At 43.8% G+C, this 14,477-nt stretch carries 15 protein-coding genes and 1 pseudogene; 13 read left to right on the top strand and 3 right to left on the bottom strand.

Annotated features, from left to right (window positions below; genetic code table 11):
• Positions 1 to 25: 25 nt before the first annotated feature.
• A complete protein-coding gene (locus QFZ77_RS23875) occupies positions 26 to 1,324 on the top strand; it encodes a peptidase (RefSeq protein WP_373462646.1) in 1,299 nt (432 codons plus the stop codon).
• A gap of 118 nt (positions 1,325 to 1,442) precedes the next feature.
• On the opposite strand, the gene QFZ77_RS23870 is transcribed toward QFZ77_RS23875, so the two are convergent.
• The 3 genes from QFZ77_RS23870 to QFZ77_RS23860 form a co-directional block, all read right to left on the bottom strand.
• Positions 1,443 to 1,634: a hypothetical protein gene (locus QFZ77_RS23870; protein WP_307443192.1), complete on the bottom strand. Its 192-nt coding sequence runs from the start codon at positions 1,632 to 1,634 to the stop codon at positions 1,443 to 1,445.
• The gene (kamA, locus tag QFZ77_RS23865) at positions 1,635 to 3,062 is read right to left on the bottom strand and encodes a lysine 2,3-aminomutase (protein ID WP_307443190.1); all 1,428 of its coding nucleotides are present in this window, start codon (positions 3,060 to 3,062) and stop codon (positions 1,635 to 1,637) included.
• A 117-nt stretch (positions 3,063 to 3,179) separates the two neighbouring features.
• A complete protein-coding gene (locus tag QFZ77_RS23860; protein WP_307443189.1) occupies positions 3,180 to 4,628 on the bottom strand; it encodes a sigma-54 interaction domain-containing protein in 1,449 nt (482 codons plus the stop codon).
• Between the two features lie 242 nt (positions 4,629 to 4,870).
• On the opposite strand from QFZ77_RS23860, the gene QFZ77_RS23855 reads away from it, so the two are divergent.
• The 12 genes and pseudogenes from QFZ77_RS23855 (at position 4,871) to QFZ77_RS37970 (ending at position 14,222) form a co-directional block, all read left to right on the top strand.
• Complete coding sequence (locus tag QFZ77_RS23855; RefSeq protein WP_307443187.1) at positions 4,871 to 5,851, top strand: NAD(P)-dependent alcohol dehydrogenase; 981 nt, start codon at positions 4,871 to 4,873, stop codon at positions 5,849 to 5,851.
• Between the two features lie 73 nt (positions 5,852 to 5,924).
• Positions 5,925 to 7,400, top strand: a complete 1,476-nt coding sequence (locus QFZ77_RS23850) for a protein adenylyltransferase SelO (RefSeq protein ID WP_307443185.1) — start codon at positions 5,925 to 5,927, stop codon at positions 7,398 to 7,400.
• Between the two features lie 433 nt (positions 7,401 to 7,833).
• Positions 7,834 to 8,313 (top strand): MarR family winged helix-turn-helix transcriptional regulator, encoded by a 480-nt coding sequence (locus tag QFZ77_RS23845; RefSeq protein ID WP_307443183.1) that lies wholly within the window; start codon positions 7,834 to 7,836, stop codon positions 8,311 to 8,313.
• A 184-nt stretch (positions 8,314 to 8,497) separates the two neighbouring features.
• Positions 8,498 to 9,556, top strand: coding sequence for a hypothetical protein (locus QFZ77_RS23840; RefSeq protein WP_307443182.1), 1,059 nt, complete (start codon positions 8,498 to 8,500; stop codon positions 9,554 to 9,556).
• Positions 9,546 to 9,713 (top strand): helix-turn-helix domain-containing protein, encoded by a 168-nt coding sequence (locus tag QFZ77_RS37975; protein WP_373462645.1) that lies wholly within the window; start codon positions 9,546 to 9,548, stop codon positions 9,711 to 9,713. Before QFZ77_RS23840 ends, QFZ77_RS37975 begins: the two co-directional genes overlap by 11 nt.
• A 304-nt stretch (positions 9,714 to 10,017) precedes the next feature.
• Positions 10,018 to 10,248, top strand: coding sequence for a hypothetical protein (locus QFZ77_RS23835; protein WP_307443180.1), 231 nt, complete (start codon positions 10,018 to 10,020; stop codon positions 10,246 to 10,248).
• A gap of 192 nt (positions 10,249 to 10,440) precedes the next feature.
• A pseudogene (locus QFZ77_RS23830) lies at positions 10,441 to 10,722 on the top strand (spore germination protein); the annotation flags it as partial.
• 351 nt (positions 10,723 to 11,073) lie between these two features.
• Entirely contained in the window at positions 11,074 to 12,213 is a 1,140-nt protein-coding gene (msrA, locus tag QFZ77_RS23825; protein ID WP_307443178.1) for a peptide-methionine (S)-S-oxide reductase MsrA, read from the top strand.
• 63 nt (positions 12,214 to 12,276) lie between these two features.
• Positions 12,277 to 12,750 (top strand): DinB family protein, encoded by a 474-nt coding sequence (locus QFZ77_RS23820; protein WP_307443176.1) that lies wholly within the window; start codon positions 12,277 to 12,279, stop codon positions 12,748 to 12,750.
• Positions 12,751 to 12,842: 92 nt separating this feature from the next.
• A complete protein-coding gene (locus QFZ77_RS23815) occupies positions 12,843 to 13,418 on the top strand; it encodes a TVP38/TMEM64 family protein (RefSeq protein ID WP_307443174.1) in 576 nt (191 codons plus the stop codon).
• 241 nt (positions 13,419 to 13,659) lie between these two features.
• The gene (locus QFZ77_RS23810; protein ID WP_307443172.1) at positions 13,660 to 14,007 is read left to right on the top strand and encodes a TetR/AcrR family transcriptional regulator; all 348 of its coding nucleotides are present in this window, start codon (positions 13,660 to 13,662) and stop codon (positions 14,005 to 14,007) included.
• On the top strand, positions 13,911 to 14,222 hold the full coding sequence (locus QFZ77_RS37970; protein WP_373462764.1) for a TetR family transcriptional regulator C-terminal domain-containing protein: 312 nt from the start codon (positions 13,911 to 13,913) through the stop codon (positions 14,220 to 14,222). Before QFZ77_RS23810 ends, QFZ77_RS37970 begins: the two co-directional genes overlap by 97 nt.
• Positions 14,223 to 14,477: the final 255 nt, after the last annotated feature.

Here is a 14,477-nt window from a genome sequence, read left to right as displayed (position 1 = left end):
TGCATATCTGAAGGAGGGAATTCCTTTGCCCAATCTGAACGCTGAACTGCAAAAGCAAATTCATGAGTGGATTAGGCTTCATCGTGAAGAAGGAACCTGTTTTCTGCAGAAGATGGTCAGAATCCCCAGCACACAAGGCAATGAGAAGGAGGTCCAGGCCTTAATTGCTGATAAATTTCGTGAGTTGAGACTGGACGTGGATGTATGGGAGCCGGATGGAGAGACCCTTGAGACACATCCTTATTTTTGTTCTCCTAGAAAACGGTTTACAGGCAGTCCCAATGTAGTCGGAGTAATGAAAGGTTCCGGAGGGGGACGTTCTATCCTACTCAACGGTCATATAGATGTCGTTCCGGAAGGAAATCGAGATCAATGGCAAGATGATCCATTTAGCGGCAATGTGATGGACGGGAAGCTGTATGGACGCGGAGCAACGGATATGAAAGGCGGAAATCTCTCTCTCCTTCTTGCTGTGGAGGCTATTCAGAGTCTTAGCATTAGGTTGAATGGTGACGTCATTGTTCAAAGCGTCATTGAAGAGGAAAGCGGAGGGGTAGGGACATTGGCTGCGATTGTGAAGGGATATCGAGCAGATGCGGCCCTTATTCCGGAGCCTACCAATTTACGCATATTTCCGAAGCAGCAGGGCTCTATGTGGTTCCGTATTGAGGTCAAAGGCCGTTCAGCTCATGGCGGAACCAGGTACGAAGGGGTTAGTGCCATTGAGAAAAGCATGATTGTGATGCAGCATATCCGGGAGCTTGAGGAGCAAAGAAATGCTCGGATCTCGGATCCTTTGTACGCTCAAAATCCTATTCCTATCCCTATTAATATAGGTGTCATTCAAGGAGGCAATTGGCCTTCTTCCGTTGCGGACACTGTAAAGTTAGAGGGAAGAATGGGCGTAGCACCTGAGGAAAAGCTTGATGAAGCTAAAGAGGAAATGACCCGTTGGATGGAGGGGCTTAAGGGAAAAGATCCTTGGTTTGAAGAACATCCGGTTTCAGTTGAATGGTTTGGAGCCCGGTGGGTCCCAGGCAGCGTGGATCCAGGGCATGATTTGATGCGGGTTCTGATGGAGCAATATCGGGAGGTTAAGCAAGAAGAACCTACGATTGAAGCATCGCCATGGGGAACAGACGGCGGTTTGCTGACGCAGCTCGGCGAAACACCTTGTATCGTTTTCGGCCCAGGCATCACACAAGTGGCCCATTATCCTAACGAGCACATTGTGCTGGATCATGTGTTTGAGGCAGCGGAGATTATCGCATTGACCCTGATTCATTGGTGTGGTTTTGACGGAGCTGAAATTGACATGATTTAAAAAGTAGTCTACACATGGGAAAAAGATCTCACCCACACGATTGATGATTGACGTGGGCGAGGTCTTTTTTTGTGACATTTAATACGTTATTTTGCCGTTTTTGTTTCTAATATGGCAATTAAAGCGGATATAAGGGATCGACGTTCCGCTTCTCTAGCCAAACAGGTGCTTTCAAGCATAATAACGAATCGTCGTTCCCTTTCAAGAGCTTTCCAATGGTTGGCAGGAACCCGCTCCCAATGCCGCCAACGTGTATGAAGGTTGATCTATACGAAGAACCTGACGTAAAGCCTCTGGTTTTTTCAAACACTCAGTTCTCCGTATTTGGAATACTCTCTTTATCCTCTTTATTTTCGTTTCTCTCTTTATCCTTTTTAATCTCTTTCTGCTGCGCTTTCATCAATTTGTCTTTCATTTCATCCCTCTTTGGCCGACGTTCCTTCAACGATGCGTGCTCCGGTGTATCTTGATAAATTTTCCTTCTGCCAATCCGGCGCAAATTTTCTGGCACTAGGTTAAATTTTTCATCTTTCATGAGCGAAATAATTCCGGTGCTTTCCGGCTGTTTCTCGATGCCGTAGATTTCGTTGAAATATTCGTCTGCACGGCCTGGTTCATAGTTTTTCGGCTCGGGGTAACCGACTATGACACCTTCGTAATTACGCAGAATGACCTTATCCTGGCTTTGCGAGATTAAATAGTTAGGCTGAAGCGCAATTTTCCCGCCGCCTCCTGGAGCGTCGACGACGAAAGTTGGTACCGCATACCCTGAGGTGTGGCCGCGAAGCGATTCGATAATTTCCAAACCTTTGGAAACAGGTGCCCGGAAATGACCGATCCCTTCGGATAAATCGCATTGATAAATATAGTAAGGACGAACACGTATTTTCACAAGATCATGCATGAGTTTTTTCATAATATAGGTACTGTCGTTAATACCGGCCAGAATCACCGACTGATTGCCTAAAGGGACTCCGGCATTAGCTAGCATTTCGCAGGACTTTTTCGCTTCGTCCGTCATTTCCAAAGGATGATTAAAATGGGTATTCAGCCAAACCGGGTGATATTTTTTGATAATGCTGCACAAATGCTCCGTAATCCGTTGCGGGAAAACAACCGGGGCCCTCGTACCGATACGAATGATCTCAACATGGGGAATCGCTCGTAAATTTTTCAAAATATACTCCAAAATATTGTCGTTAATCAATAGTCCATCCCCGCCAGAAAGCAGAACGTCACGCACCTCGGGCGTATTTCGAATATAAGCAATCGCATCATCCAATTGTTTTTTGGGAACCCCCATGCCCACCTGGCCGGAGAAGCGGCGGCGTGTGCAGTATCTGCAGTACATCGAACATTGATTCGTTACCAGAAATAGAACCCTGTCAGGGTAACGATGTGTTAAACCAGGGGTAGGGGAGTCTTCGTCCTCGTATAGGGGATCCTCGAGATCATACTTAGTTTTCAATAATTCGGCGGAAATGGGAACAGATTGCATGCGAATCGGGCATCGCGGGTCATCTGGATTCATCAATGAAGCGTAATAAGGGGTAATATTTAATGGAATGGTTTGCGTTGAAATGCGAACACCCTCTTCTTCCTCGGGGGTTAAATTCACTACTTTCTTCAGATCTTCCAAGGTACGAATGGTATGTGTCAGCTGCCAAAGCCAATCATTCCATTGCTCATCCGTTACATTTTTCCATAGATCAACTTGCTTCCAGTCACGTCGTTCCATTATTGCACCTCCAGTAATGATGCCTTCTTATAATAGGAGGATGCAAAAAGCATGCCAACTTTTCACCACAAACTGAAAAGCAAAAAGGACTCCTGTCGGAGTCTGAACTAATGATGTTTAGGGCTTTTTCACGATGCCGTAGCGGCTCAGTTTATACTGTAAAGCTTGGCGCTTGATTCCTAGAGCTTGTGCGGTGAGAGTGATGTTATATTGATGATTTTCTAATGCATCCGTGATGGTTTCCTTTTCCATTTGCCTCACTTTATCTGTTAATCTACCTGCTGAGATTGTTGTCATTTCGTCACTCCACGGAGCGGATAGCCGGGTGGGAGATGCGGTTTTTATATGATTCCCCATGAAATAAGCGGGAAGGTGACTTTCTTCAATGATTTCACATTCCAGTTCCATCATATTGTAGGTGGATTCGATGGCATGGCTTAATTCCCGTATATTGCCGGGCCAATGGTAGTTCATTAAGCAATTCATTGCAGCTGGGGAAATGCCTGTTATTTTCATGCCGAATACGTGATTAAATTTATCAATAAAGTGGTAAGTGAGGATAGGAATATCTTCTTTTCTTTGCACAAGTGGTGGAAGGTACAGATTCACGACGTTTAGCCGGTAGAAAAGATCGCTGCGCAGCAATGCTTTGTCTAATGCTTCCTTCGGGTCTATATTCATGGCTGTAATGATGCGGACATCGACTTGCTGTTCCTGGGTTCCCCCGACTCGGCGAACGATCCCGTCTTGAAGTACCCGCAATAATTTGGCCTGCAAAAATAAATCCAAGCTATTTAACTCATCCAGAAAAAGAGTTCCGCCGCTAGCTTGCTCAAATAAACCAGCTCGGTCAATAGCGCCAGTAAACGCTCCTCTCGCAGTTCCGAACATAATACCTTCCATCAGCTCGTTGGGGACTGCCGCGCAATTTTGAGCAATAAATAGACGGTTTCGGCGGGCTCCGGCATTGTGTATGCTCTGGGCGAACAATTCTTTACCAGTACCGGTAGGTCCGGATATCAAAACAGGCGAGCTAGTACGAGATGCCTTTTTGGCGAAAGAGACGGTATGTAAGAAGGTTTCGCTTTTGCCAATTAAATCACTGAAATGGTATCGAGCGGAGCTTGCGTTTTTCTTATCTTTTGATGGTGATTCGTAGATTTGATGCCTGAGATCAAGGATTTGGTCGTGGAGATGAACAATGCTTGTTATATCCTTTGCCACTTCTAAGGCACCGATGATTTCACCATTTTCCAAAAGAGGATACGTGCTGTTAATGGTAGTGATCCGTTTCCCCGTTACGCTCACGTATGTTTGTATTTTTTCTCGTATTTCTATACCAGTTTGCAGAACTTTAATGAAGGTGCTTGTTTCATTCGTTAAGGAAGGAAATAGGTCGAAGAAGTTCTTTCCTACAACTTGTTCTCGCTTAAAACCATCGGTTTCAGCCATCTTATCATTATAAAAAATGGTTATTCCCTTGTTATCAATCAGATGAACACCGACATCAATGATATTCAACATTTTCTCAAAATACTTCGATCCATGATCGTTCTGATCGGACATTATGTTCACCTGCCTCATGTAGAATGGTTCAATGGTTCAATTAACACCTTATGAGAGTTTGTCTGGAAAAATGACCAGTGGAAAAACAAAAAAGGCATCGTGTATTCCCTAATTTCTTCGTCATTTAATGTATATTAATCTTGACATGACGTATATAATAAATTACATTATGTATATAATACTTTACATTTATTACACAACAACTTCGCTGCATGGAAATACAGAGTAGGAGGGAATCCCGAATGAAAGCAATTGTATGCACCAAGTACGGATCACCGGATGTTCTTCAACTTATGGAGGTAGAAAAGCCTACCCCCAAGGACAATGAAGTACGAATCAGAGTATGCGCGGCAACAGTAGGGCCTGCTGATTGCGCCTTTCGAAAGGGCGACCCGTATATTGTCAGACTTATCTACGGTCTTCGCAAACCGAGAAACCCAATACTGGGGTTTGAGCTAGCAGGGGAAATCGAGGCAGTAGGAAAGGATGTGCAATTATATAAAGAAGGTGACCAGGTTTTTGGTTTAAGTGCAAAGATCTCTGGTACTCATGCCGAGTACAAATGTCTGCCTGAAGACGCCCCACTAGCAATCAAATCGTCCTCTATGTCCTATGAAGAAGCCGTCGCCGTCGTCGATGGGGCAACAACTGCGTTGACTTTCCTTAGAGATAAGGCAAAGATTCAAAGCGGACAAAAAGTCCTGATCAATGGCGCTTCCGGATCGGTAGGTATTCATGCGATACAGCTTGCCAAGTTCTATGGGGCAGAAGTTACCGGGGTATGCAGTTCCACGAATATTAGTTTGGTTAAGTCACTGGGAGCTGATAAGGTCATTGACTATACCAAAGAGGATTTTACACAAGCAAGTCAGTCCTATGACGTTATTTTCGACGCGGTAGGCAAGCGTTCATTTGCTCAATGTAAAGGATCGCTAACGCAAAGTGGAGTCTATCTTTCTACTGTCCCTACGTTGTCCATTGTGCTGCAAATGTTATGGACTTCAATGATCGGCGGCAAAAAAGCCATATTTGTGACTGCAGGCTTAATTCAGAATAAAGAAAATCTAATCTTCCTTAAAGAGCTATATGAGTCGGGGAAGATAAAATCGGTCATCGATCAACGCTATCCGTTGGAGCAGACTGCTGAGGCTCACCGTTATGTAGATAAAGGACACAAAAAGGGAAGTGTAGTCATCACTATTGGACATAATAGTAGGAGCTAACAAAGCGTTGCAGTTGATGGCGTAGAACTGTGATAATATAAGATACAAAAAGACAAATGAAAAAGGAGCTACGATGACAGAGAAAAAAACAATGATAGAAACAGGATGGAACTTCGACAACAGTTATGCTCGTCTGCCGGAATCACTTTTTACCAGACTTAATCCAACTCCTGTTCGCTTACCGAAGATAATTATTCTTAATGATCAGTTGGCAACATCCTTGGGGTTATCCGTCCAATCGCTGCAAAGCAATGATGGTGCAGCGGCGTTGGCCGGCAACCTGATTCCCGAAGGGGCTTTGCCTCTCGCCCAAGCCTATGCAGGGCATCAATTCGGGCATTTTAACCGGTTAGGGGACGGCCGGGCTCATCTGCTTGGCGAACAGATCACTCCTGAAGGTATGCGGGTTGATATTCAGCTGAAGGGCTCAGGTAGGACGCCATACTCCCGCGGGGGCGATGGTCGAGCGGCACTTGGACCGATGCTGCGTGAATACATCATCAGTGAAGCCATGCATGCGCTTGGTATTCCTACCACACGCAGCCTAGCGGTGGTAACAACCGGTGAGTCGATAATCCGTGAAACCGAGCAGCCCGGTGCCATTCTTACCCGCGTAGCTGCCAGTCATCTGCGCGTCGCAACCTTTCAGTATGCTTCTAAATTTGGCACTGCCCAGGATCTCAAAGCTCTGGCTGATTACACCTTGCAAAGACATTTTCCAGAAATTGAAGCTGCTGATGAGAACCGCATCCTTTTACTACTTCAAGAAGTGATCAAGCGTCAGGCCGTACTCATCTCCAAATGGCAGCTCGTTGGCTTTATTCATGGGGTGATGAACACCGACAACATGGCGATTAGTGGAGAAACCATTGATTACGGTCCTTGTGCCTTCATGGATGCCTATGATCCGGCAACGGTATTCAGTTCCATTGATAAGCAGGGCCGCTATGCCTATGGTAACCAGCCATATATTGCTGCATGGAATCTCGCCAGATTTGCTGAAACCCTACTACCGTTGCTTCATGACGACGAGGCACAGGCTCTCAAACTAGCTGAGGATGCGATTGCAAGTTTTTCCGAGGTGTATCACCGTAATTGGTTCGCAGGCATGAGGGCAAAACTGGGAATCTTTCATGAAGAACAGCAGGATGAATCTCTTATTAAAGACCTGCTCACTATGATGCAGAAGTATAGTGCGGACTATACCAATACTTTCTGGGCATTAACTTTTGATAAGCCAGACGAGACAGCCCTGTTCGGTACCACGGAATTTGATCAGTGGCATGAGCAGTGGCAGGCGAGACTAGGCAGGCAGCAGGAAACAAAAGACTCCTCAAATCAGTTGATGCGCAGCAGCAATCCTGCGATAATCCCCCGTAACCACCGGGTAGAAGACGCATTAGAAGCCGCGGTGGAACAAGGAGACTATAGCGTGATGGAGCGGCTTCTTGATGTTCTTTCAAGACCCTATGCGCACTCCCCCGAACAGGCTGATTACACACTGCCTACACAATCAACACAGCCTTACCGAACCTTTTGTGGTACTTGATTTATGTTTGAACTTTAAAAGATAACCTGACTAACAGGTTATTTTTTTTGTTTGAAATTATGGCTTTCTTAGTAATTAAAATCGTTAATTTCGTAAATAAAGTGGAACTTGAAAATTTGTTAACATAATAAATGTTATGAAATCTTATTAAAGCTCACTCCATTAATTGGTACGATTAAGGTGAAACGGGAGGCTGCGGAGTGTATTTCAAAAGTGAAGGTGATGTTGGGAAATAGCAGCTTTCTGGTTAGACATAATGTGATAAAATGGTAGAAACTTGAATGTTACACTGAAAACAGTGTGAAGGCTTATTTTTTATACTTCTAAAAAAACATTTTGATCGTAACCTATTTGTACTTGCAAAATGTTACGAAATCGTAGTAAGATCAAACTGTTAAATTAATCTTCTTTCTTAGGCATGGAGGTACAGCAAGTGTTAGATCGAATGTTAGAGTTATTTTTGCAAAACGGCCTCAGACCTTTGAGTTTATTATCTGAAACGGCTAAATTTGAACAGGAAGTGAACCGTTCCGATCTTTCAGCATTGTTGGTTCTGCACTTCCGTGGTGAAATGTCAACTTCCGTGCTTGCTACAGAGTTAGGGGCACCTCTGAGTACAGTTACAAGTCTGGTTAAACGACTCGTTCGCAAAGGACTTATAAATCGCGCTCATTCTGATAAGGATCAACGGATCATTCTTGTTCAACTAACCGCGGAAGGAAAGGAATTAGCCTTGCAGGCAAGAGCGATCATGGAAAATATGTTCCTACGCGTTCAGTCTGCACTCAGTAATGATGAGCTTCAACAGTTCCTCTCGTTGGTCGTGAAAGTCGGGAAAGCCTTGCAAGGGAATGAAAAGAAAGAGAACGGAACTCAAGATGCTAAATTGCGTAAAATAGCGATTGACGATTAATCATTATAAATTTTTTTGCATAAATAGTACGAAATCGTAATAAAAATAGGGGGTTGCCAATTGAGTTGGGAAAACGAGTGTTGCCGCTGCTATTGGAAAACATTAAAACTGCTTAGCTATCCTAATTTACTAAAATGGTGATTAATCCGGAAAAAATGGTCATTGCTGAAGCCAGGTGAAATTCATGAAAAGTATGAAGAGGAAATTCGGACTTGTTTTAGCCCGCTGCCGATTTACAGTATTCCCAGACGAACTTACGATTGAGTGCGTCCGTTCGAAATATCAGAAGGAACTGGTATCCCGCCGACACTTACCAGTCATGCTTGCCCAGCTTCTGCGAGGGGAGGTCCAAGAGCCGGACGTTATTGGATCGAAACTGATCGAACAACTGGACCGGCAGGCAGGAAGTTGGAGATTCGTTCTTATTGAAGGTTTGAAGGGGGACGACTTGGATTTCTGCAAAGCTTTGGATCTATCCCCACAAAGTATGTTCATCGATCTGTACGGGAGCCAATTCGGCTTGGTGGTCCAGGGAACTGAATTGGCACGAGAGATGGCGGAGAAAGTCTGCAGCGAACTTCGGAAGCGGGGGACGAATTGCAGCGTGTCGGTGGGTCCAACTGTTTCATTTCTCCGTGATTTGGCCCATTCCTATTCGGGTGCGGTGGAGGTTTCGGTTTACCACTTCTTCCACACTGATGCCGGTCTGGTCAATTATGAGATCGTGAGCGAGATGGAGGTCAGCTACGACTTGCAAGCCATGGCTACAGTTGAGCAATTGCTGGCCGCCGCCGAAAGGCTGCAGGAGCAGGAAACTTTTCGAATTCTGCAAGGACTGTTCCAATTTCTACGGGAAACCATGACCGCACCGGAAGTAGTGCGCATGATAAGCATCAACCTCGTGCTGAAGAGTATGGAGGTGCTCCGGGAACTGGGGGCTGCCACGGATATAGGACAGCAGCTTCGCGGGTTTCTCCGGATGGAGCCGAATTCACTTGCGGGGCTGGAGCACATCCTGCATGCTTACTTAACCGAATTTATGACCCGGTTGCGGAAGCATAAGGAAGCTAGCTACGGTCATCCGCTTCGCGGGATCGAATGCTACATCCAGGAGAATTACCGAAAGTCGATTAACATTAAAGAGATCGGAGAGCAGTTTTTTATGAACCCGGTCTATTTGGGTCAGGCTTTTATGAAGAAACGGTATCGGCATCATCGAATGTATCCACGACATGCGGATTGAAGAAGCCAAGAGGAGACTCCGGTATTCCGACGATACGGTCCGTTCCATCGCGGAGGATATCGGTTATGTGCATTATCATCATTTCCTGAGGGAATTTGAGAAAAGGGTGCCGGAAAAGCCGATCCAGTACAGGAAGACGTCAAGATTTAAAGATTAGGGGGAGAACTTTAATCTATTGATAGTAAGATTACGGCGGAGAACCGGATGAAGATCGGGGAGATTCTTCCGGGAGGAGGGCCGGCATGATTTCGAGGAGGCGGACGAAATCGTGGATTTCGCCGTCCGGTGGTACGAGAATCGATCGTGTAAGGAATGATTTCATATGTTGACCTGGAATCTCAGACACTCATCATGACGAGCCATGTCTTTATTTGCTGAGGGCGCTTTACCTTCATATCATCATGGGACTCGGTATCGAGGTATGGCCTGGAGTCATCCACCACGAAAAGCCGTGGGAACTGATGGAGGGAGTAGTCCAGTGCATGTTGGCTGCCTTTTCGGCTCTATCCGTCCTGGGGCTTCGGTATCCACTGCAGATGCTGCCTTTGCTTCTGTGGGAATTGGTGTGGAAGTCGATCTGGCTGATCGTCGTTGCGCTCTCACTGTGGTCCACCAATAACCCTAGCCGCCATGTGAAACTACAGGGCGGCTTTTTTTGGATTTTTCGAGGCGGCTTATCGGGAATGGGATAATGTTCTTGTCATTTATGTTACTCTATTGGAATAATAGCAGTGATTGTGTCAACCAGGAGGATCTTTCATGAGTCAATGGCTCATTGTTTACATTGATAACTTGATTGATATTAAAATACTTGAAGAGCATGTCATTAAACCAAGCTAACGAGCGTAACAAGGGATACGTTTCCGAAGGAAGCAGGAGATCTTAAAAGTGAGATGATCTCCATAGGAACCACGAATAGCTCTACAAAAGTATCGTATACCATACGAAACGTCTTAGAAGGTCATGCCGCCATTCTATTGACAGGCAGCAGTAACGTAATGACGGTTTCAATTCCCGGTTCATCCAAAAGAAGTATTGAGGAAGCGTCATACGAGCCAGTTATACGCGGCCCAAGGGACGGTTTTATCGAACAGATTTCAACACTTCGGCACGTCGCGTCCCGAGACGCCCATGACATTGGAAATAACGGAATGTTGCCCCTGTGATTGACCGAACGAGAGAAAGAGGTACTAGCTTTATAGGGTCAAGGATTAAATAGTAAAGATATTGCAGCTTACTTTTTATTACGGAAGGTACAGACATTCAATATAATTCAATGGGCATGACTTTTGGCATAGAGCGTGAGATTTATCATGCTTTAGCGACCAAATGTTCTGCCTTTTTCTTTGTAAATACATGACCTTTCACAGATTTGCTTCCGTTCTTTTCTTGTTAAAATCCAAGTGTAAGAAAAAATAAAGGAGGATAAACTTTTTTTGTAATTAATTGTTTTTTGAACAACTAAGAAGATAGGGGAGGCACGATCCCTAATAGATACCACGGAGGTGAAGAAGATATTGAATTTTAAAAAAAGTAAATTAGTTGTGTTAACCATTGCCCTATTAGTCTTTATTGTTTATTCCTTTTACAGTTCGTTTCACAAAAAAGAGATAGTGAAGGCTCAAGAGGTTTTAACTACGGTTAATGAAAATTCGAGCACGCCTTACGAAACCGCTATTTTTGCTGGTGGTTGTTTCTGGCATATGGAAGAGGCTTTCGAAAAGCTTGACGGTGTCTTGCGTGTTGAAAGTGGTTATACAGGTGGACATAAGGAAAATCCAACCTATGCAGAAGTGGGTTCTGAAACTACAGGACATCTCGAATCGGTGGAAGTTCGTTATAACCCGAAACAGATTACGTATGACAACCTCCTTCAAGTTTTCTGGCGAAACGTTGATCCTACCAATGCAGACGGTCAATTCGTTGATCGTGGCAATGAATATCAATCCGCTGTATTTTACAATAGCAATGAACAGAAAGAGTTGGTTGAAGCATCCAGAGATGCATTAGTAGCATCAAACAGGTTTGATAAACCAATTGTAACTAAGATTTCATCTGCATCAACGTTTTACAAAGCCGAAGTGGAACATCAGGATTATTACAAAAAAAATCCAATCAGCTACAAGATAAGTGAGCTTGGCTCTGGTCGCGATGCATTTTTGAATAAAACTTGGGGCAAGGATCGGGAAGTGAAAATTACTGCAAAAACAGTTATTAATAAAGATTTTAATAAGGAGGAAAAGCTGAAAATGCTGACTAAGCGCCAATACAACGTAACTCAGAATGGTATTGATGAGCCGCCATTTAATAACGAATATTGGGATAACAAAGAAGAAGGTATTTACGTGGATATTGTTTCGGGTGAGCCTTTGTTTAGCTCAAAGGACAAATTTGATGCAGGCACGGGCTGGCCTAGTTTTACAAAACCTTTGGAGCCAAATAATATTATATTAAAAGAAAGCTCTGGTTTTCTATCATTGACTACGCAGGTCAGAAGCCGTAATGCGGATTCCTTTCTAGGCGATGTGTTCAAAGACGGACCCAAACCAACGGGATTGCGTTACTGTATTAACTCTGCGGCCTTACAATTTATACCGAAAAATGAACTTGAACAAAAAGGATATGGCGATTATGCCGAGTTGTTTAATCAACAGTAACTGCGGTATCATTTGCAGTTACATGGTTAATATAAAAAACCTAAATATAAGGAGATTGTAAAAATGAGAAAAGATTTCGTTTACCACCTATATAATGTTGAACACGATAACTTTCTAAACCTGCTTGCTAAATGTCCAGAGGACAAACGCATGGTCGTCCCTGAAGGTTTTAACACCAGCCTTTATTGGCATTTAGGGCATGTACTTCGGGTTACTGAGTTCCACGTGTTTGACCTTGGTGCACAACCAACGAGCCTTCCGCAAAAGTACCATGATATTTTCTTTTATGGAACGAAAGCTACGGAATGGAAAGAAGAGCAGCTGGCGCAGTTGCCTGCATGGGACGAGATGATCGCTCTCTTGAAAGAACAACGCGAACATCTTTACAATACGTTCAAAGACAGACTGGAAGAGCCTGTACCAGAGAACTTCAAAAAAGCTGAAAATTTTGGAGAGCTGATGCTCACGACTGCGGCGCATTTATCCAATCATAATGGCGTTGTAGCCGCAATGCTGCAAATACTGCAACTAAAATAATAAGTAAAACAAAAACAGCAGTCCAAATTCTATATTTGACTGCTGTTTTTGATAAATAAACAAAAGTAGAAAAGCCACATGAGGAGATTGGAATGAAACAACGATCATGGCTAATCAAATCATTATTGTTCATCGTAGTAGTCGGAGGTTTATTATGGTTCAATCATAAAGTTTTGCATCTCAGTCCTGAAGGCATAAGGACTTGGATATTAACATTCGGAGGGGCTGCGCCAGTACTGTTCATCTTCATTTATGCGGTGCGTCCTTTGATATTGTTTCCCGCGTCCGTTCTTTCATTGACGGGCGGATTGGCTTTCGGTCCGGTGTGGGGAACCGTGTATACGATCATCGGTGCAACGATAGGCGCGGTGTTGTCTTTTTGGTTAGCGCGATTTTTGGGTAATAAATTGGTTTCCACGAGGTCGAAGGAGAAATGGGGCAAGCTTGAAAAGCAACTGCAGCAGAAGGGCTTTATCTACATTTTGCTTCTGCGGTTGATTCCCATATTCCCGTTTGATCTTATCAGTTACGGAGCAGGCGTGGCCAAAGTGAATTTTTCGTCATTTTTATTCGGTACACTTCTGGGAATCATTCCAGGAACGTTTGCTTATAGTTTTCTGGGCTCGAGTTTTCTGCATGAAAAGAAGTCATACATTGTCTTGACTTAAATCGACATCAAGTATGAAAGCCCGACCAATGCTGTGGGCCTTTGTTTCAAAACGGGGCAGCTATGCTGCGCGGCGGCACGGTGGCAATCGAGTCGAACAAAAGAATTATGGAAATTTTAAATGAAGCGATCACCTCCCTCGATCTCCCTGTCGGATAATTCGATGTTACTATGGGTATTGTCGGAGGGAAATGCAGAGAAGTTAAGGGCGCTTGACTACTTATCTACTAGTAAGTTAGAATATGAGTATGGAAAACAGAAAAACACAAATTCTTGACCTGTCGCTGGATCTGATTTGCGAAAAAGGATATGTTGCAAATAGTTATGACGATATATCTAAGCACTTAGGCGTGACAAAGGCAAGCATTCATTACCACTTCGAAAAAAAGGAGGATTTAGCGGTTGCTTTAACGGATAGGATTCATCAGTCTTTGAAAAGTTTAAGATTGTCCTTGAATAAAGATTCAATACCCGTCGAAGAGAAAATTAAAAGATTCATCGCCAAACAATTAGAGCTGGGGGTAATGGCATATGTCCAATCTCTTCGCTTCAAACGGACTATGAATCCCTTCCGGAAGTCGTTCAAGTAAAGGTCCAAGAACTAAGCCAGTTTGAATTGATGAGTTGGATGGAACTTCTAGGAGAAGCGCAGAAAGAAGGACTAGTTAAAAGTTCCGTCGACATTGAATCTTTAGCTTATACCGTCCTGTCAAGTTTTAAAGGTGGCTTGCAGTACAATCGTGTGTTAAAAAAAGACATCTTACCTCAGATCACTGATCAAATAGTTAGATTAATTATAAGCTAAATATTTTCGGGTAAAAATTATCAACTAGTAAGTAAAATTGATTGGATTGCCATTACAGCTTCCGTATTTCTTGATAAATACAGGAAATCATAATGCAATTACATTTAAGCCTCTCCAGATCTTATAAAGCCGGAGCGGCAATTCGAATTGCCGCTCCGGCTATTAATGAAGGCTGTAGAGGATTGCAAGAAACGGAGGCCTTCCGAATAAATCTTATCAACTAATAAGCAGAATTTTCTTTTCGAAAAAACTAAA

Origin of the sequence: Paenibacillus sp. V4I3, from assembly GCF_030817215.1 — a bacterium.
Lineage (GTDB): Bacteria > Bacillota > Bacilli > Paenibacillales > NBRC-103111 > Paenibacillus_E.
Note: the sequence above shows the minus strand (reverse complement) of the source record. Positions and strands in the feature narration are given on the sequence as shown.